Genomic DNA, 20674 nt, shown 5'->3' with positions numbered 1-20674 from the left:
CTAGTGTTTATGCCCTTTAAATGCATAATACAATATATAAGCATAGCATAAAATGGCTACTACAAAGGAATTGGCTAATCCAAAACTATCTGCTAACATTCCCATAACCATAGGAACTACCGCACCTCCAACAATTGCTAAACAAAGAATTCCCGATCCCTGGCTAGTATGCTTACCTAATCCATCAATAGCCAATGTAAATATTGTAGGGAACATGATTGAATTGAATAAGCCAACCAAAACAATACTCCAAAGTGCAACATATCCTGTGGTAAGCATGCTAATAACAATTAGAACAACTACCATTACAGAATTAAAAGCCAATACTTTTGCTGCAGATATTTTTTGCATTATTGCAGAACCAACAAATCGTCCTACCATAGCTCCACCCCAAAAAATAGATACATATCTTGCTGCATCGGCTTCACCAAACAAGTGCAAACCCTCATCTCCAAAATACATCACTAATGCACTACCGATCGATACTTCGGCTCCCACATAAGTAAAAATACCAACTGCTCCTAAAACAAGGTGACGAAATTTCCAGGCAGAACCTTCTGCTTTTGCATCCTCAGTATCCTGTATCTTAGGCAATTTTACAAAAGCAAAAACAAGAGCAATTAACACTAAAGTTAAAGCTAAACCAACATAAGGCAACTGCACAGCTTCAGCTTTACTTGCCAAATCCTGATTTGTATTATCCAAAATTAACCATGCTCCAAACATAGGAGCTACAGTTGTACCCAAAGCATTAAACCCTTGAGTTAAATTCAATCGACTCGATGCCGTTTCAGGAGTTCCCAATTCTGCAACATAAGGATTTGCAGCTACCTGTAAAACAACTATTCCAGATGCTAATACAAACAAAGCAAACAAGAAAAATGGATAAGAATGAAATGCTGCTGCCGGATAAAACATTGCTGCTCCAATTCCTGCAACTCCCAATCCTGTAACAATTCCCATTTTATAACCAATCTTTCCAATAATCCATCCTGATGGAAGTGATATTAGAAAATAAGCACCGAAAAATGAAAACTGAACCATCATTGCCTGAGTGATAGTTAAATCGAACAGACCTTTTAAATGAGGTATTAAAATATCATTCATACAGGTTAAAAATCCCCACATGAAAAACAGAGATGTAAGAAGCCATAGTGCTCCTTTATAATTCATTCCTTCTTTTGCTCCTGATGTATTCGAAGCAACATTTGTGTTAATAGAGACCATATTGTAATATTTTCAATCGTTTGAGTAAGTGTTGACAAATCTCTACTATTTTCTACAAACAACATTTTACTATTTTACCATTTAATTGTACTATATTTGCACTCGATACATACAATGATATATATCGTGGTAATTTAATACACCTACTAGCTTTCAAGCTAGCTTTGATCCTCTTTTTAATTGCACTGTGATTGGATAGTATTATATTAGCAAGGTACAAGCTAAATACAACACGAATAAGATAAAATAATACAAGTATGTCTTTAATCCTGGAAGAAATATCTGTTAAAAATGAACATTCTTTTCGCTCAAAAGTTGATGTATTGCCACATATAGAAGTACCCTGGCATCATCATCCGGAATTTGAATTGATTTACATTGAAAAGAGTAAAGGAACTTTGGTTGTTGGTGATTGTATTGACCACTTTAAAGATGGTGATATGGTTTTTATTGGTCCTAACACACCGCACGTAATGAAAAACGATGATCCGTACTATCAAAACAATCCAGAATTAAGAGCTATCGCTTGGGTGGTTCATTTTAAGGAAGATACTTTTGGTAAAGAGTTTTTCCTTCTTCCCGAAATGCAAAGAATTAGAAAATTCTTAGTTAAATCATTCCAAGGAGTAAGAATTGAAGGCAGCACCAAATACAAAATCATACAACATTTAAAAACTCTTCATTCATCAGATTATTCACAAAGAATTATCGTCCTGCTTCAAATACTTCAAATCATAGCTCAATCAGAAGATTTAGAGTATTTGGCTTCTGACAATTTTGTGGAATCATTCAGTCAAACAAGCAATCAAAAGTTATACAAAATATACGAATACGTAAGTAAAAATTTCCAGCAAAAAATAGAATTAGACGAAGCTGCAAAAGTGGCTAATATGAGTAAGACAGCTTTCTGTCGATTTTTCAAAAGCAAAACAAAGAAAACCTTTTCAGAGTTTTTGAATGAAATGCGTATCAACTATGCAAAGAAATTATTAGCCGAAGGGAAATTAACCGTTTCTCAGATTGCCTACGAATGTGGTTTTAATAGTCCTTCGTATTTTAACAAGCAATTTAAAGCCAGTACGGGAAAGGCTCCGTTACAATTGCGCGGTCAAAATTTCAATGAAACTATTCATTAAAAGATGTAAGTTTAGAATAAGTCTCGACAATATTCGATTAGTTCCAAAGAATCCTGATACTTTTTTGAGGCATCAATTAACAAGAATTTCTTTTCCAAATCACGCAAGCATCCTGCACTGGTGCAAACTCTCAGCTGATTGTCTCCAACCATTTCGGCTCCATAATCGGCTGCAATGTGTCCGCAAACTATATTGTTCATTGGTGTTTCTAATCTATCTTGGCTGGTAACTCTCAACAAATCCTCTACATAATTCAAATATTCATCATTGAATTGTTTCTCGTTCCCATTCATTAAAATGTCCCACAAAAAATCTCCCTTTTCAGTATTCATAAAATCTGAACCTATTTGTGGATCAAACTTTTTTATATTTTCTATATGCCTGGTAAATTCATCCTGATGATTGAAATTCTTTAGATATTGTAGATTAAATTTCTCATCATCTTTATATCTGTTCGATGCACCAGTGTGATTTATTAATGTTCCTCCATCAGTTCGAAGCATTAAAGGCATATTCATAAAAAACTGAATCACCTCTTCCCTACACTTTTGAATTCTGTATTCGAACCATGAAGTAAATTCTAAAGGACCTTTTGCCAAAGGAATATGGTAAATGTGTACAAACTCATGATTCCCCAACAGACAAATTACATCACTATCAGGATCATTGGCTTTCAGATCCATCAATTCTTCTATCATCTCAAGCGATTCATCCTTCTGCTTGCCAGGATATGCATGAATTAAATCACCCAAAAACACCAGGTAATCGGCTTTTCCTTTTGATTTTAACTCTTCGTATGTTTTCAAAACTTTCCTAAAATCAAATCCATTTCCATGTAAATCGGAAACAATCATTAATTTTCCAAAGGAGATATCTCTAATCATTTTAAAAATAATTTATGATGACGACCCAAATGATCTGCAAAAGTTCTAAATTTTTAATAAATTAAAAAAGTCTGAGGTATTTTTATGTGGAACTTTAAAATGATTACGATTATGCTGGAAGAATTAATAAAAAATACACACAAATATTACTGGCGAATTAATAAGGATGGTGATTTAATACTTGGCAGTTCGGATATAGAACCAAAAGCCAAAGTCATTTTCACACGCACTAAAAAATGGGTAAATCTGGCTCCTATTGTGGAAGAATCTCCTGGAGTTTACCTGGGTAAACCACATAACTATCTAAAAAAAAGTGAGGAGTATGAACAAGTCACTGAATTATTTAAGCTGGTTAATGCATTTTTGAAAGATGATCCTAAAATAGACCACGATAAAGCTTTCAAAAATACAATGAGATTACTTCAAGAGTATTATCACTAAAATTAAACTTCATGTGTAAATCCATCCTGATATTTATTTTATGCAGTTTACTTTTTATTCCGAATGGAAATGGTCAAACTGTTGATAAGTTAAAACTTGGAGATACATTTCCTAATTTGAATGGTGAGCTTCTGTCTTCGAAAAAAATAAGTCTACCTGATCATTGCAAAGGAAAAGTTTCCATTTTGATCGTAGCCTTTAAAAGAGGAACCCAAACTCAGATTGATACATGGGCAAAACCTTTACTTCATGAATTTAGCATGATGGAAGATTTTCGTTTCATAGAGATACCTATGATCAGTAATTTTTATTCATGGATATCGAGTTACATTGACAATGGCATGAGAAAAGGCATAGTACCTTCTATGCACAAAAATGTGATGACCTATTACGGTCCTTTATCAGATTATTACAAATACTTTGATGTTGCAGATAAGAAACTTTGTTACCTGTTTCTGATAGATCGAACCGGTAAGATTCAATTTCTTGAAAAAGGAGAAGCAAAAGAAGAAAACCTACAATCACTAATAGAAATAATAAAAGATCTAATCAATTCATAAAGCCATTACAATTGCACTTTCACCTTTTTATGATTTTTTTCTGAAGTTTAGCTAATAAAATATAAATTTACGCTTTAAATTAAACTCAGACAAAATGAACAAAAGAGGATTTGCAAGCGATAATTTTTCCGGAGTTTTGCCAGAAGTAATGGAAGCAATTAACCAAGCCAATAACGGACATGTTATGGCATACGGAGGTGATCCATATACTGCATCTGCAATAGAGAAATTCAAAAAACTATTTGGAGATAAGATAGATGTTTACTTCGCATTTAATGGAACAGGAGCTAATGTTATCGGCTTATCGACACTAACGCAATCCTATCACTCAATCATTTGTCCATCAACAGCTCACATACAAGTTGATGAATGTGGTGCACCAGATAAGTTTACTGGCTGTAAGGTTATTCCTATTGATACGCCAAATGGAAAATTATCTCCTGAATTAATCAAGCCACAACTGCATGGTTTTGGCTTCGAACATCACTCTCAGCCTAAAGTAATTTCTATTACTCAATGTACCGAATTGGGAACCGTTTACACTCCCGAAGAAGTTAAAGCGATTTGCGATCTGGCTCATGAACATGACATGTACGTTCACATGGACGGAGCTCGTTTGGCAAATGCTGTTGTTAGTTTAGATGTTGATGTAAAAGAATTTACAACAAATGCAGGTATCGATGTTCTAAGTTTTGGGGGAACCAAAAATGGAATGATGCTAGGCGAAGCTGTAATTTTCTTTAATCCAGAACTGTCGAAAAATGCTAAATACATTCGCAAACAGAGCATGCAACTATGTTCTAAAATGCGATACATTGGTGCTCAGTTCGATGCCATGTTAAGCAACGATCTTTGGTTAAAAACGGCAAAACATGCCAATGCAATGGCAAAATTACTAAAGACAGAAGTTGAAAAAATTCCACAAATCAAAATCACTCAGGAAGTGCAAGCCAATGGAATTTGGGCTCTTATCCCTAAAGATAAAATCGAAAAACTTCAAGAAGAATATTTCTTTTGGATTTGGGATGAGCATGCGGGAGAAGTTCGCTGGTTGTGTTCTTTCGATACGACCAAAGAAGATATTCTGGGATTTGTTGATTTATTAAAAGAAGAACTGTCTGTAGTTACCGAATAACATCGATTTAATTATTACTGAAATAAGCTTTTAGCTATACATATGGCAGAATTATTAGAGAATTATTCTCTTAAAAAACACAATACTTTTGGAATAGAGGCAAAAGCCCGATATTTCTTTCGTTTTTCTTCAACCGAAGAGATCAGCACTTTCATGCAAAACAATGAAATTGCAAACACCAGTTATTTAATTTTAGGCGGTGGTAGCAACATGCTTTTTACCGAAGATTTTGATGGATTGATATTGCATCCCGATATAAAAGGAATCGAACTCCTTGATGAAGATGAAGACAGTGTATTACTGCGCGTTGGTTGCAACGAAGAGTGGGATGAATTTGTTGGATGGGCTGTTGACAACAACCTTTATGGAATCGAAAATCTTTCACTAATTCCTGGTGTTGTGGGTGCTGCACCTGTACAAAACATTGGCGCTTATGGTGTGGAAGCTAAGGAAGTAATTGAAAATGTTGAAGCCATTTCTATTGAAAGCAAACAACCGGTAGTTTTTAGCAATATGCATTGCGAATTCGATTATCGAAATTCAGTTTTCAAGAAAGAATACAAAAATCTCTTTATCATTACACACGTTCAGTTTCGTCTAAAAAAGAAAGCCGAATTAAAAGTTCATTATGGTGCCATAAGTAAAGAACTGGAGGCTTATGACGAAGTCAACTTGAAGAACATTCGAGAGGTAATTATTAAAATCCGTGAAAGTAAATTACCTGATCCTGAAGAATTGGGTAATGCTGGTAGTTTTTTCAAAAACCCTGTTGTGGATAAAGAAAAAGCTGATGCCTTAAAAGCCAAATACGAAAACATGCCAATATATGAGGTGAACGATTCGGAAACAAAAATTGCAGCCGGATGGTTAATTGAACAATGTGACTGGAAAGGCAAACGGTTTGGCGATGCAGGCGTTCATAAAGATCAGGCATTGGTCCTGGTGAATCATGGCAATGCGAAAGGCTACGAAATTTTGAAATTAGCCAACGATATTCGAAAATCTGTTCTCTTTAAATTCGGTATCAAGCTGGAAATGGAAGTCAACGCGATATAATTAAAATATCTTGATATAAAAAGACCTGACAGGTGTTGAAAACCTGTCAGGTCTTTTTTATTTATTAGTAAAGGCAATACCTTGGCTTTACATGTTTTATATCTTATTTCATAATTCCACGCTTATTTAACGCATTCTGATAGTTTCTAGCATTTCGATTGTGTTGTCGAAGTGTACGTGCGAAGATGTGATATCCTGAAAAGTCGGGATTGGCACAGAAATAAATGTACTTGTGTTTTTCGTAATTCAAGACTGCATTCAGCCCAGAAACTGAAGCTTGTCGTATTGGTCCCGGAGGTAAACCTCTGTATTTATACGTATTGTAAGGCGAGTCTATTCTTTTGTGCTTGTTTAACACTCGTTTAATGCTAAAATCGCCTAAAGCAAACTTAAGAGTTGGATCAGCATCCAGTTTTATTCTGCGATTCAAGCGATTCATATACACGCCCGCTACTCGGGATTTTTCATCGCTCTTAATGGTTTCTTCATCGACAATAGATGCCAAAATACTTACCTCTGCGGGTGACAATCCAATTTTCTCCGCCTTTCTCATTCTATCGACATTCCAAAATCTTGAGTACTCTTTATACATTCTATCCATAAAGGATTTTGAATCTGTATTCCAGTACAATTGATAGGTATTCGGAATAAACATCCCGATTATCGTTTCAAGTTTAAAACCGTACTTCGAGATCAATTCTTCATCCTTCAAACTAGTCAATATACTAATTGAATCTGCCTCGATTTGTCCTGCTATTTTCCCAGCAAAATCTTCAAGAGTTCTTGTGTTGTTAAAAGTAAGTTGAATGGGAACCTGTGAACCCGATCTAAGTACGTCAACCAAATCGTTATTACACATTCTATTCTTAATCAGGAAACGACCTGCATGAATTCGACGTGCATAATTCTTCTTATTCATTACCCATTCCAACGAATTGATATTTTTAATGCATTCATCTTTTTCTAAAATGGCGAGTATATCTTCCTGACTAGCACCTGTTGGAATGTATAAGAATGTACTTTGCTTATCTCCTAAATCTATATTTGTAGAAAATATTTTCATGTAAAAATTGAACAGAATAGCTCCTGCTACAATTAAAATCAACATGATTACTGCAATTAAAACTTTCCATTTTCCTGAACGAATATCGCGTAGACGCAAAAGATTTATCATTTGTTTAGTGTTGAATGAGAATACTAAGTTCGCAAAAATAAAAGAAATAATCAGATCATATTGATCTGAGAAAAGATTCTGATAAAAACATATTTATAAATAATCATACCTCTGCCTAGCTGCATCTCCTCTAAAAGGGAGAAAACCATCTCTATATAGTCGAAAAATAATACAAATTCATCATTTAACTGATAACTGTTAACCCATAACTGTTCCCTGATAACTGAGAATTATTATCTTTGGGATGCACACAATTAAAACAACGCACATGAACATTTCAGCCAATTTTGATAGTGGTAAGATTAAAGTAATCGATGCTACTGATCCTCAAAATATTCAACTTGTAATTCCTAATGATACCAATTCGGAACATTTCCAGTGGTTTCACTATCGCCTAAGCGGAATGCAAGGTCAAGCCGTAAAAATGACCATTACCAATGCACACGAAGCATCTTATCCTGAGGGATACGAAGCATATTATACTGTTGCATCTTACGACAGAGAACATTGGTTTAGAGTACCTACTTTTTACAATGGGAAAGAACTAAGCATTGAGCACACTCCTGAGTTCAACTCGGTATATTACGCTTATTTTGCGCCTTACACCTACGAGCAACATTTAGATTTGGTTCACAATGCACAACTATCACAAGAGTGTGAATTGGTTTCTATCGGTCAAACTATAGAAGGGAAAGATATCGACATGTTAATTGTTGGCGAAGCTGATGAAGCGAAGAAAAAGATTTGGGTAATTGCTCGTCAGCATCCGGGAGAAAGTATGGCTGAATGGTTCATGCAAGGCTTAATTAGTAAATTATTGGATGAAGATGATCCTGTATCGAGAACCCTGTTGAACAAAGCTGTTTTTTACATTGTTCCTAACATGAATATCGATGGAAGTATTGCCGGAAATCTACGTGTTAACACAAAAGGATTTAACTACAACAGAGAATGGGCAGAGCCAAGTATTGAGAATAGTCCTGAAGTTTTCCATGTTCGTAATCTAATGGACGAATACGGATGCGATTTGAATCTGGACATTCATGGTGACGAAGCTTTACCATATAATTTCATTTCGGGTATAGAAGGCATCCCTTCTTTCAATGAAAAATTGAAAAATTTAACAGAAAATTTCATTGGCACATGGATGGATACTTGCCCTGATTTTCAGGACACTCACGGCTATCCAAAGAACGAATCTGGCAAAGGAAACTTAGCAATTTGTTCAAAACACATTGGAGAACGATTTAAATGTTTATCTTTGACGATCGAAATGCCATTCAAGGACAATAATGATTTACCAGAACCTGAATGTGGCTGGTCACCAGACCGAAGCATTTTACTGGGAGAATCGGTTCTTCAACCAATTCTTAAAGTGGTAGATCACCTAAGATAATAAACGATTATACTTTACTAATAAGTATATTACTCGAAAGGCCCATACTCAAGCTTCCGTGAGCGTGGGCTTTTTTTTATTCCTCAATTTCACACAATATTCAGGCTCGATTCTTGTTATCATTTTTTATATTTTTAGAATCGAATCATGAATACAAATATGAAATACAAGATAAAAACACTCCTCACCTTCCTATTCGCTATTTTATTTTTTCAGGTACAGGCACAAGTAGATAAAGTTGTTGCTCAATATCCGAATCATTTTGCTTCAACCAATGAGTTGGTCAGTAAAATTGAGAATGATTTTACAACGGATAAAGACAAAGCAAATGCTGCTTTTAGCTGGATTGCCATGCATGTGGCTTACGACACCAAACAAGTTAACCGTTCGCAACGAGTTCGTTTTTCGTACCGAACAGAAGAAGAGTTGGCTGCCAAAAAAAGACAATTTCGAATTGATCTGGCTGAACGTAGCCTGAAAAAGAAAAAGGCATTGTGCGAAGGCTATTCGACCCTTTATCAGGAATTGTGCAATCAAATGAACATTGAATGTGAAATTGTTCCCGGTACTGCCCGCAGATATGTCTCAGAAATCGGAAATGAAAACCTCCCATCGAATCATGCCTGGAATGCTGTAAAAATTGATGGTAAGTGGCTATTACTCGACGTTACCTGGGCTGCTGGATGGGTCGATTATTCCAAGATGAAATTCAATAAAGAGTATTCTCCTGCCTATTTTGCCTCTGCACCAGAAGAATTTGCCATGAAGCATTATCCGGATGATCAAAAATGGTTGCTAACTCAAACCATCCAAAATACTTCTGACTTTGCGCTTCAGCCTATTGCTTTTAAGGCTTTTTTGGGTAAAGATATTGAGTTAGTCTCCCCAAAAAAAGGCATTCAAAACATCAAAAAGGGAGCTGCTCTTGAGTTTCAATTGTTAAATGTAACCGAAGGAACCGAAGTTGCTTATCATTTTAAAAGAGACAAATTTGGACAAAGAGTAAAAGCCATCCGGAAGAATGATTCCTTAATTTTTAAAATCTATCCTGAATTTAAAGGCTCTGATGAGTTGGTGATCTATTTCAACAATGAACCAGCCTTAGGCTATAAAGTTAAAGTAAAGTAGTTAAGCTTTAAAGTGCAATCTTATTTATTGTAAGACTTTGTTTATCACTAATAAATCAACTTCTTTACTTAAAACTTACACATCTTCGATAAAATGCTACTGCTCTGTAATGTGTTGGTTCATCTTTAAGTATTGTCGACACTTCTCTTAGATTTGTTGACACAAGCCAATGCCATTCCGAAAGAAGCCAAACTCTTGTCATTACATCCCATTGCCTTGTCGTCGCTTCCCAATGCCTTGTCGCTACACCTCTATGTCTTGTCGTCGCTTCCCTAAGGCTTGTTGGCACTCCTTTAACAATCCGCGTCTTCGACAACACTTAAATGTACACCTACAATGCTTAAAGTAGCCTCGACCATTTATAAATGCAGGCTTACCATCTTCAGATTAGCAATCAGAAATCTTGAACTTCTAAGCAAAAACAAAAGAAGCCTTCCCACAATTGAGAAAGCTTCCACTTTATACTTTATACTTTATACTTTATACTTGCTGCATTATACTAGTTAGCTTAAACTATAAACTTGTACAATAGGACGCAAAACATTGCGTCTCTACTTAATTCTCTTCTCTGAAAAACAGTTTGTAATAACTTAAATCACGAGCTGCGTCGTATCCTTTCTCGATAAACTTGCGCTGACCATGAATATAAACATGGAAATTTTTATCCAATTTTAGAATGTGCTTAAAGTATCGCTGCTCGCCTTTCACTGCATCATTATTAATATCGAATTCCTGCTCAATGGCAGTACCATGTTCATTCTGATAGTAATCTTTATACTCTTCGAAGGCAGAAGCTACCTCAGGCTCTTCAATCACTTCTTGCTTGAACAAATCCTCGTTAAATTCCTTCTTATCCTTAAAAAAGTTAATCGACTTGTTCATTAAATCAATCTGATCAGCCTTTGCTACTTCGTTCTCATCGTTATATACATCACCAATAAAGCCTTTACACATGTCCAAATAGTTTTGGGTGTGATAGAAGTTATCTTCTCTCAGTTTCAAATCCAAAAATTCGTCTTTCCAATACACAGCATCCTTGTTAGGATTGGTTTTATCAACGATACAAACCTTAAAACCTTTGTCTTTTTCGGTATTGAATATCAAACAACCCTTATCCAATTTCTTGATATTGATACCATGTTCGCAGCCCAGCTCAAAATTCTCTTGTTTCTGATACACTTTCAGGAACGTATCTTTGTTCTCCGATTTAAAAATACCAAGAGCGTCGCACACCTCTCCATCGACCACACAGCCCGAAAAAGCCACCAAGTAAAACTCTCCCCCTTTAATGTTCGGGTGATTCGATTTCTCGAACAAATGAACAGCAATACTGGTTGATTGATCGTAAAAACTCTCATTATTCTCGAAATATTCCGAAGCATAACAATACACTTCGTTCATGCTTAAACCAGCTTCATTCTGGAAATGATAGAACTCCTCCTTATTAAAAGCAGTCAAAAAATACTTTAATAGGATATCTCTAACATCTTCATCTTCAATCTGAATTTCCGATTTTGAAAGTTTCAGATCTTCTTCTAAATGCTTATTACCAACATTATGAACCACAATACGGTCCAAATTTATATCATCAAAATTAAACATGTACTAAATATTTAAGAACGCCACAAAGATACTCACTTTCGTTAAATAATAAATTTCCTTTTTCACATATCAATATCTATTACTAGATTTAGCTAAACTAAAATACTCAACATGTTTAAATTTTATTTTCTAAGCATTGTCTTATCAGTCTTATTTATTGGAAAAATGCAAGCACAACAAACAGAACAAGTCTCGAAATTAGGTGTTAAATATCTTGAATACTTTCCCGAAATTAACGAAGGTGATGAGAACTTGCCTTTATTAATATTCCTACATGGAATGGGAGAAAGAGGCGATGATTTGACTAAGTTAAAGCTTCATGGACCGCCATCATTTTTAGATGAGAAGAAAGATTTTCCTTTCATTACCATTTCTCCTCAATGTCCTGATACCATTTATTGGAACGAAGAAATTCTGCTTCCATTTTATGAAGAAATCATTGCCAAATATCTTATCGATAAAAAGAGGATTTACCTTACCGGATTAAGCATGGGAGGATTCGGGACCTGGGAATCGATTGTTGCCAAACCTGATTTATTCGCAGCCGCTGCACCCATTTGTGGTGGTGGAGATCCAAGTAAACTTAAGGCTGTAAAATCTATGCCTATATGGGTATTTCACGGTGCAAAAGATCAAGTTGTACCTCTTTTAAGATCAGAAGAGATGGTGAATAAACTTAAAGAAGTAGGCAGCAAAGTAAAATTTACGATATATCCAGAGGCTACTCACGACTCATGGACTGAAACCTATGCTAATCCTAAATTATACGATTGGTTGTTGTCCCATCAAAAGAAATAAGAAGAATCTATATTAGTTGCTCAGAATCTAAGAGATTCTAAGCAACTTCTTTGTAAATCACGCACTTCTTTTTCTCTGTTTTCTATATAGCAAATAACCAACTATCAAAATCCATAAAATGGATAAACCTGCAATGGGAATAAAAAGAATATAAAATTTACCAAAGATGTATTGATAAATTCTTCCGGTATGGATCTCTAGGCAAAGATTCCATAATGACATCCGACTACTTTCTATTTCCTGAGGCATTTGAGGAAAACCACTATTGTCGGAAAGATTGCCTGCTCCAAGATTGTAATCGAATAATATTTCCTTCCCCTCGGCATCTTTTAAATATCCCGCAATTGGGTGAGATGCAATTGGAGGTCCCATTCTTTTAACCGGGACATGTGGTTTTTTGGTAATATAATCGAATACCAAATTTCTTTCGGGCATCCAGTAAAATATCCCACTAAAAGAACCTACCAGATATTGTCCTTTGCCGGTTTTCTCAAGCACATTAACTCCCATAACCGATAATGGTGGTTGAGCTAAGTATTTTTGTGGAGGTAATGTAAAGAAATCATCACTATAGTAAATTCCTTCGTTGGTAGCCAGAACAATACGATTCAATTCCTCATCAAAAAGTACTCTTCTTAACTGATCGTACCATGGATTGGGGTGATCGAGGTGAGTGAAAGGAATTTTATCAACACGTCCACTTGCAATAGCAATCAATAGTGGAGGTCTTAAGAACATTCCAGTAAGAGTGCTTAAAATTAAAAAAATGATTAACCAGTTTCCCAAATGATTGTGCCACTTCAAATTGAATTTCAGAAAACGAACTTTCCTTTTGGCAATTCCTCCTCTTTTCTTAATGCGTTTAATCCATTTGGGAAATAGAAAATAAACCAGTCCGCTGAAACTCAAAAATAAAAATACAAGTCCAAGAAAATCAACAAATAGTTTTCCTAATATTCCAAATGCTTCACCACTGTGAATCTCCCAAAGGGTTCTAAACACACTTGTTTTCCCGTCATAATCGTCACTTGCCTGAATTTCAATAAGCTGAAATCCTGATTCGCTTTGTTTTAACAAATTGCTTCTGGTTAGGACATACAAATTCGAATCAACTTCCATTAAATCGACAACCCGCATTTCATCTACAGGCAATTCAATCTTATTCCATTTCTGATTCACTAATTGATACAGACCAAATAAAGTACCTGCATAAATTTCACCTGAGGAGGTCCGAATCATTTTCTCAATCTTTCTATTATCTACCCCCTTTGGAAATCCACTATTATAATCAGAATAGGTTCGAAAATTATCCGATGTTTTCCAAACACCAATATTCCCATAAATTAATACAGTGTCTCCATTCAATTGAATAGCTGATTTTACAGCAGCCTTGTTCCAATTCTTATACTGATACTCGTTTCCCAAATACCTTCTATTCACATCAATAGACGAAAATAGAGAACGATGATTCATAATGATCCCCGAAATGGAAAAAAAGATAATGAATAAGGTAAAAACAAGAGAAGGATACTTGTGATACTTTTTTAGAAAAGAGATAGTTTTATTGGCAGCCATTTAATCTGTTTAATTTGTACAAGATAGTAAAACAAAAAACTGCCTGAAAAGAACTTCTACAAGTACTAATCAGGCAGTATTCTTCTAACCCTAAAATCTTTCTAATTCAATAAAAATTAGATCAAAGTAAAAGCATTCCGGAAACAAAAACTCCTCGTTCCTAACCCAAATCCAGAATGCTTTTTTATATAGTTTGAAACTCTACTAGTTCAAGAACATTTTCATGTCTTCATCTACAGTACCGATTCCGCCAATTCCGAATGTATCAATTAATACTTTAGCTACGTTTGGAGAAAGGAAAGCTGGCAATGTAGGTCCTAGGTGAATGTTCTTAACACCTAAAGAAAGAAGTGCTAGCAATACGATAACCGCTTTTTGCTCGTACCATGCAATGTTATACGCAATTGGCAACTCATTGATATCGTTCAATTCAAATACTTCCTTCAATTTCAATGCGATAACTGCTAATGAATAAGAGTCGTTACATTGACCTGCATCTAATACTCTTGGAATACCTCCGATATCACCAAGCTCAAGCTTGTTATAACGGTACTTAGCACAACCTGCAGTCAAGATTACAGTATCTTGTGGTAAAGCAGCAGCAAATTCAGTATAGTAATCACGACCTTTCATTCTACCATCGCAACCTGCCATTACAAAGAACTTACGAATAGCACCAGTCTTAACAGCGTCAACAACTTTGTCAGCTAATTGCATCACCTGGTTGTGAGCAAAACCTCCAACGATAGAACCATTTTCAATCTCAGTTGGAGCAGCACATTTCTTAGCCACCTCGATAATTTCAGAGAAATCTTTCTTTCCATTTTCATCAGCAGTAATGTGCTTGAATCCTGGGAAACCAGATGCTCCTGTAGTATATACTTTATCTTGGTATGTAGAGTTTGCCTTTGGAGGAACAATACAGTTAGTAGTAAACAAGATAGGTCCGTTAAAAGTTTCAAACTCTTCGTTTTGCTTCCACCATGCATTTCCATAGTTACCTACAAAGTGCTCATACTTTTTGAATGCTGGGTAGTAGTTAGCTGGTAACATCTCAGAGTGAGTGTAAACATCAACACCTGTTCCTTCAGTTTGCTTCAATAAATCTTCCATATCCTTAAGATCGTGACCTGAAATTAGGATACCTGGCTTGTTAGAAACTCCGATATTTACTTCAGTAATTTCCGGGTTACCATAAGCAGTTGTATTTGCTTCGTCAAGAGTTGCCATAGCAGTTACACCGTTAGCACCACACTCCATAACAAGAGCTACTAAATCATCAGCAGATAATGTATCGTCAGTGGTAGCTTTAAGTGCTTTTTGCATGAATGCATACATTTCAACTTTTTCAAGACCTAAGTTGTAAGCATGCTCTGCATAAGCTGCAAAACCTTTCAATCCGTAAATTAATAATTCTCTTAATGATCTAACATCTTCGTTTTCTGTAGCCAAAATACCAACTACACGAGCTTTTGCATCAAAGTCATTCTCTGTTTCAGCAAACCATGTTGCAGAATGGTGAAGTTCACCGAAAGAAACGCCAGCCTCTTCAGCTTGATTTTTAATTTCTTCCTTTAATCTAAGACCTTCGCGAATGAACTCAACAAATTTTACTTTATCGAAGTTAGCATTGGTAATAGTCATGAACAAACCAGTCATGATGTAATGATTAACTTTTTCATTTTCAACACCAGCTTCACGTGCTAGAGTACTGTACTGAGAAATTCCTTTCATCACGTACATCAAAAGATCTTGAATGTTTGCAACCTCATCGGTTTTACCACAAACTCCTTTTACTGTACAGCCAGTTCCTTTAGCTGCTTCCTGACATTGATAACAAAACATGCTCATAATATTATATTTTAGTGTTATTGATATTTGATTATTCAAGTTACAAAAATCAAAGGAGCTTCTCGTAATATTCTCTCCCTTTGACACCACAAATATGCGACAAGAGATTTCCAAAAAGTGTAACGGATGTTACAAAGCTCATCTTTTTTCAGATTTTTTTATCTTTTTTTCTTTTTTAATCATTTTACCATTAAAAAATCCCAATCGTTAATGATTGGGATTGATATATATTACTATAAGCATTAAAGTCGTTTAAACAATTTCTTGAGTTTTTCTTTTAATTCACATTTATTCTTCCTGTAACTTGTCAACTGCTGAGTTGTAAGAATTTCCTTAAAATTATTTTCTTTTTGTAACAAACTATCTCTTACTGCTTGCATACATAGAAAACCATCTTTTTCCGAAGTTAACCTTTCAATTTCCTTCTCACATTCCAAATTTAATACTTTCACTTTAGATGTTTGCTCAGAATTCAATTCGAGTTTTTTCTCCATCCAATCGGTGATTAGATCAGCTCTTTTTTCAGCCACAGAAAAACTCTTAGCACTAAGTGTAGAACTTATAAATATAAATAGTAGAATCAAACTTCCTTGTACAATCTTCATATCCTCTCTTTTAATTCTTACTCCAATAACACTCCTTAAAAACGTTAGTTCCTCAAAAATGTTTTCCAAATCGATTGAAAATTATAAAATATAAACGAGAACAACAAATACACCCTCAGTACAACACACTGTTTTTCAGGATATTTTTCCTTATTCAAAACAGAACTAAATTATAAAGTTCTGCATGCAATTATTTGAAAAATATTTAATAATTTGGGCTTCCTTTTCTATCGGTTCTGTTCCGATTATTTAATTGCCAGATAAGGGATAGTTAATCTCAAAAATCATTTGTGAAGTTGAACAAGAAAAATAGTTAGATAATGAAATCGATAGAAATATATAGCAATACAAAAGCATTAATTTTTGATTTGGATGGAACTTTAGCTGATACAATGCCTATTCATTTTGAATCTTGGGAAAAGACTGCTAAAATAATGGGAGTGGATTATAGTAATGATTTCTTACTAAGCTGTGCAGGAATGCCATCCTCCAAAATTATTAATTTGCTAAACGAAAAAAATAACCATTCTATTGATCCGCAAGAATTCTCCACTATTAAAGAAGAATTTTTTGCAAAGGATATGCATAAAATAAACGAAATTAAAGCGGTATGCGATCTTGTATACAAGTACCATAACATCTTACCCATGGCGGTAGGAACTGGTGGAAAAAGAAACATTGCAGCAGATACAATGAAACTTTTGGGATTGGATAAATACATTCCTATTTTGGTGAGTGCTGATGATGTGGAAAAACACAAACCAGAACCTGAAACATTTTTAAAATGTGCCAGTCTAATGGGAATTGCACCTGAAAATTGTCAGGTTTTTGAAGATGCTATATTGGGTATACAAGCTGCAAAATCGGCTGGAATGATGGTTACTGATGTAACTCCTTTTTACTTAAATCAATAATACCATATCATGTTAAAAAAATTACTTTTCATTATTCCAGTAGCATTACTACTATACTCATGTAAGGTTGAAAAGAAAGAGTACACGATTGCCTTTTACAATGTAGAAAACCTATTTGACACAATTAATGATCCAATCAAATGGGATGATGATTTTACTCCAGAAGGGAAATTAAAATACGATTCGAAAAGGTATTTAAACAAACTAGAAAAATTAGCAAATGTATTATCTACTATCGATACCGTAAACTTACCGTCGGTAATAGGATTGTGCGAAGTAGAAAACAGAACTGTTCTGGAAGATTTAAAAGTACAAAAAGGATTAGAGACTGGTAATTATGGCATTGCTCACACTGAAAGTCCTGATAAAAGAGGTATTGATTGTGCCCTTTTGTATAAAAAAGATGATTTTACCTATCTAAATCACAATGTAATCGATATTGAATTTCCATGGGAACCTGAATATGAAACCAGAGACATTTTACATGTGAAAGGAATTATGGAAAAAGACACATTGCATATTTTTGTAAATCATTGGCCATCGAGAAGAGGAGGACAGGAAAAATCTGAAAAGAACAGAGTTTTTGTAGCTGAACAATTAAAAAATGCAGTAGAGAATATTCAAAATAAAAATGAAAATGCGAAAATCATTATTATGGGTGATTTTAATGATGAGCCAAATAATGTTTCCGTAACTGAAAGTTTGGTAGCAACGAACAACAAAAATGCAGATAAAGCTAGCGATTTGTACAATTTAATGTATGATTTAAAAGCTGAAGGGAAAGGAACATACAACTACAGAGGCAACTGGAATATGCTTGATCATTTAATTGTTTCCAATGCTTTAATCAATTCAAAAAAGGGTTTACATACCGATTACAATGCTGGAAGCATATTCAAAGAAGAATGGATTTGCTATAAAAATAAAGATGGCGTTTATCTGCCAAGCAGAACTTTTGCAGGTCCTAAATACTACGGAGGATACAGCGATCACTTCCCAGTATATTTCAAATTAAAAAAATAAAATTCTATTAAAATATTTAGGATGCCGATTGTAATATGCAATCGGCATTTTTATTGGGAAAACATTCCATGGTTCGCATTGTTTCTCTATTTTAGCAATTCAGAATAGAAACGATTGAAAAGTGCTGCATGGAATTTAAAATAGAATCAAAATTTAAACCTACAGGAGATCAACCAAATGCCATTGAGGAATTATCGAATGGCTTAAATGAAGGTGCTCCATTTCAAACCTTGCTTGGTGTTACTGGTTCTGGTAAAACATTTACCATAGCAAATGTAATTGAGAAAGTGCAGCGCCCCACTCTTGTATTAAGTCACAATAAGACTCTTGCAGCGCAGTTATATGGAGAGTTCAAGACATTTTTCCCAAATAATTCAGTCGAATATTTCGTTTCCTATTACGATTATTATCAACCAGAAGCTTATTTACCTGTAACAGGAACCTATATTGAGAAAGATCTTTCCATCAATGATGAAATTGAAAAGCTACGCTTAAGTGCTTCTTCTGCTCTACTTTCAGGCAGAAAAGATGTTATCGTGGTCTCTTCCGTTTCCTGTATCTACGGAATTGGTAATCCTGATGATTTTCATGCGAATGTTACCGAGATTAAGAAAGGACAATTGATTTCCCGAAACAAATTACTTCATTCATTTGTTGATGCTTTGTATTCGAGAAATGAGGTAGAGTTCGATCGTGGAAATTTCCGTGTAAAAGGAGATACAATAGACATCTATCCAGCTTACGCTGATTTTGCTTATCGCCTTATTTTTTGGGATGATGAAATTGAAGAGATCTATTCATTTGATCCACTAAACGGATCGAAAATAGAATCTTATGACAGAATCACCATCTATCCTGCTAATATTTTTGTTACCAGTAAAGATCGCGTACAAAAAGCCATTCATCAAATTCAGGATGATATGGTAGCCCAGATTGCTTTTCTAAAAGATATAGGGAAACATCTGGAAGCAAAACGATTGGAAGAGAAGGTTAATTTTGATTTGGAAATGATTCGAGAATTAGGTCATTGCTCAGGAATTGAAAATTACTCTCGATATTTTGATGGTAGAAAAGCTGGAACGCGTCCTTTCTGCTTAATGGATTATTTTGCCGATGATTTCATGGTGGTAATTGATGAAAGTCATGTTACAATTCCACAGATTAGAGCCATGTATGGTGGGGATCATTCCAGAAAAATCAATCTGGTGGAATATGGATTCCGCTTGCCATCAGCACTAGATAACAGACCATTAAAATTTGAAGAGTTTGAGCAGATTGCAAAACAAACGATCCACGTAAGCGCCACTCCTGCAGATTATGAACTTGAAAAATGTGAAGGTGTTGTTGTGGAGCAAGTCATTCGACCAACAGGATTACTCGATCCGGAAATTATAATTCGACCTAGTCTGAATCAAATAGATGATTTAATTGCTGAAATTAACAAGCGCACAGAAATTGATGAAAGAGTGTTGGTGACGACCTTGACCAAAAGGATGGCAGAAGAGCTTTCGGAGTATTTTACCAATCTAAGCATTCGTTGCCGTTACATTCACTCAGATGTTGACACCTTGGATCGCGTTAAAATCATGGAAGAGTTACGAAATGGTGTTTTCGATGTTTTAATCGGAGTCAACTTATTGCGTGAAGGTCTTGATTTACCCGAAGTTTCTCTTGTTGCAATATTAGATGCAGATAAAGAAGGTTTTTTGAGATCGACCAGATCATTAACTCAAACAGCCGGACGTGCCGCACGTAATGTCAACGGTAAAGTAATCATGTATGCTGATAAAATTACTCGATCAATGCAAGAAACTATAGATGCAACAGATCATAGACGAGAAAAACAGCTTGCATACAATTCTGAACATGGTATTACGCCTCAACAGATTGTGAAATCGAAAGGAAGTATCATTGAACATGGACGAGAGGTAGAGTCTAAAGCTTACAGTGGTCCTGAAACAATAGAAATTGCGGCAGATCCTGTTGTTCAGTACATGAGTAAAGATAGTTTGGAGAAAACCATTGAGAAAACTAAAAAAGCAATGCAAAAAGCTGCCAAGGAAATGGATTTCTTACAAGCTGCACAATATCGTGATGAGATGTATAAACTGCAGAAACAACTTGAAGAGAAGAGCTAAAATTTGAGGCAATAAAAAAGCAGTTTCTTTC

18 protein-coding genes are annotated in these 20674 nt (G+C 35.1%); 11 read left to right on the top strand and 7 right to left on the bottom strand.

Annotated elements, in window-relative coordinates:
- Entirely contained in the window at positions 1-1227 is a 1227-nt protein-coding gene (locus GCQ56_RS11785) for a sugar MFS transporter (RefSeq protein ID WP_152734676.1), read from the bottom strand.
- Positions 1228-1484: 257 nt separating this feature from the next.
- Here GCQ56_RS11785 and GCQ56_RS11780 point away from each other — a divergent pair, with 257 nt between their 5' ends.
- A complete protein-coding gene (locus GCQ56_RS11780; protein WP_152734675.1) occupies positions 1485-2363 on the top strand; it encodes an AraC family transcriptional regulator in 879 nt (292 codons plus the stop codon).
- Between the two features lie 11 nt (positions 2364-2374).
- Here GCQ56_RS11780 and GCQ56_RS11775 read toward each other — a convergent pair whose 3' ends face one another.
- On the bottom strand, positions 2375-3247 hold the full coding sequence (locus tag GCQ56_RS11775; protein ID WP_152734674.1) for a metallophosphoesterase family protein: 873 nt from the start codon (positions 3245-3247) through the stop codon (positions 2375-2377).
- 111 nt (positions 3248-3358) lie between these two features.
- Between GCQ56_RS11775 and GCQ56_RS11770 the strand changes: the two genes are divergently transcribed.
- The 4 genes from GCQ56_RS11770 (at position 3359) to murB (ending at position 6439) form a co-directional block, all read left to right on the top strand.
- On the top strand, positions 3359-3688 hold the full coding sequence (locus GCQ56_RS11770) for a hypothetical protein (RefSeq protein ID WP_227006066.1): 330 nt from the start codon (positions 3359-3361) through the stop codon (positions 3686-3688).
- Between the two features lie 11 nt (positions 3689-3699).
- Complete coding sequence (locus GCQ56_RS11765) at positions 3700-4248, top strand: hypothetical protein (protein WP_152734672.1); 549 nt, start codon at positions 3700-3702, stop codon at positions 4246-4248.
- A gap of 94 nt (positions 4249-4342) precedes the next feature.
- Positions 4343-5383 carry a low specificity L-threonine aldolase gene (locus GCQ56_RS11760; protein ID WP_152734671.1) on the top strand — a complete coding sequence of 347 codons (1041 nt, stop codon included), beginning with the start codon at positions 4343-4345 and terminating at the stop codon, positions 5381-5383.
- A 42-nt stretch (positions 5384-5425) separates the two neighbouring features.
- Positions 5426-6439, top strand: a complete 1014-nt coding sequence (gene murB, locus GCQ56_RS11755; protein WP_152734670.1) for a UDP-N-acetylmuramate dehydrogenase — start codon at positions 5426-5428, stop codon at positions 6437-6439.
- A gap of 103 nt (positions 6440-6542) precedes the next feature.
- Here the strand turns inward: murB and mltG are convergent, their stop codons facing one another.
- Entirely contained in the window at positions 6543-7613 is a 1071-nt protein-coding gene (mltG, locus tag GCQ56_RS11750; RefSeq protein WP_152734669.1) for an endolytic transglycosylase MltG, read from the bottom strand.
- Positions 7614-7881: 268 nt separating this feature from the next.
- On the opposite strand from mltG, the gene GCQ56_RS11745 reads away from it, so the two are divergent.
- Together GCQ56_RS11745 and GCQ56_RS11740 are read left to right on the top strand one after the other, a co-directional pair.
- Complete coding sequence (locus GCQ56_RS11745; RefSeq protein WP_152734668.1) at positions 7882-9009, top strand: M14-type cytosolic carboxypeptidase; 1128 nt, start codon at positions 7882-7884, stop codon at positions 9007-9009.
- A gap of 147 nt (positions 9010-9156) precedes the next feature.
- Positions 9157-10137 (top strand): transglutaminase domain-containing protein, encoded by a 981-nt coding sequence (locus GCQ56_RS11740; RefSeq protein ID WP_152734667.1) that lies wholly within the window; start codon positions 9157-9159, stop codon positions 10135-10137.
- A 555-nt stretch (positions 10138-10692) separates the two neighbouring features.
- Here GCQ56_RS11740 and GCQ56_RS11735 read toward each other — a convergent pair.
- Complete coding sequence (locus GCQ56_RS11735) at positions 10693-11739, bottom strand: nucleoid-associated protein (RefSeq protein ID WP_152734666.1); 1047 nt, start codon at positions 11737-11739, stop codon at positions 10693-10695.
- A gap of 111 nt (positions 11740-11850) precedes the next feature.
- Between GCQ56_RS11735 and GCQ56_RS11730 the strand changes: the two genes are divergently transcribed.
- Positions 11851-12537 (top strand): prolyl oligopeptidase family serine peptidase, encoded by a 687-nt coding sequence (locus tag GCQ56_RS11730; RefSeq protein ID WP_227006065.1) that lies wholly within the window; start codon positions 11851-11853, stop codon positions 12535-12537.
- A 57-nt stretch (positions 12538-12594) separates the two neighbouring features.
- On the opposite strand, the gene GCQ56_RS11725 is transcribed toward GCQ56_RS11730, so the two are convergent.
- The 3 genes from GCQ56_RS11725 to GCQ56_RS11715 all read right to left on the bottom strand — a co-directional run bounded on the left by GCQ56_RS11725 (position 12595) and on the right by GCQ56_RS11715 (position 16568).
- Positions 12595-14112 carry a PepSY-associated TM helix domain-containing protein gene (locus GCQ56_RS11725; protein WP_152734665.1) on the bottom strand — a complete coding sequence of 506 codons (1518 nt, stop codon included), beginning with the start codon at positions 14110-14112 and terminating at the stop codon, positions 12595-12597.
- 204 nt (positions 14113-14316) lie between these two features.
- Positions 14317-15963, bottom strand: a complete 1647-nt coding sequence (gene hcp, locus GCQ56_RS11720) for a hydroxylamine reductase (RefSeq protein ID WP_152734664.1) — start codon at positions 15961-15963, stop codon at positions 14317-14319.
- Positions 15964-16205: 242 nt separating this feature from the next.
- Positions 16206-16568 carry a hypothetical protein gene (locus GCQ56_RS11715; RefSeq protein WP_152734663.1) on the bottom strand — a complete coding sequence of 121 codons (363 nt, stop codon included), beginning with the start codon at positions 16566-16568 and terminating at the stop codon, positions 16206-16208.
- Positions 16569-16888: 320 nt separating this feature from the next.
- On the opposite strand from GCQ56_RS11715, the gene GCQ56_RS11710 reads away from it, so the two are divergent.
- The 3 genes from GCQ56_RS11710 (at position 16889) to uvrB (ending at position 20643) form a co-directional block, all read left to right on the top strand.
- Complete coding sequence (locus GCQ56_RS11710) at positions 16889-17482, top strand: HAD family phosphatase (RefSeq protein ID WP_152734662.1); 594 nt, start codon at positions 16889-16891, stop codon at positions 17480-17482.
- Positions 17483-17491: 9 nt separating this feature from the next.
- Positions 17492-18505, top strand: coding sequence for a hypothetical protein (locus tag GCQ56_RS11705; protein WP_152734661.1), 1014 nt, complete (start codon positions 17492-17494; stop codon positions 18503-18505).
- A gap of 128 nt (positions 18506-18633) precedes the next feature.
- A complete protein-coding gene (gene uvrB / locus GCQ56_RS11700) occupies positions 18634-20643 on the top strand; it encodes an excinuclease ABC subunit UvrB (RefSeq protein WP_152734660.1) in 2010 nt (669 codons plus the stop codon).
- Positions 20644-20674 lie beyond the last annotated feature (31 nt).

Source organism: Marinifilum sp. N1E240, from assembly GCF_009295825.1.
GTDB classification, from domain to species: domain Bacteria; phylum Bacteroidota; class Bacteroidia; order Bacteroidales; family Marinifilaceae; genus Marinifilum_A; species Marinifilum_A sediminis.
This window is presented reverse-complemented; position numbering and strand designations above follow the sequence as displayed.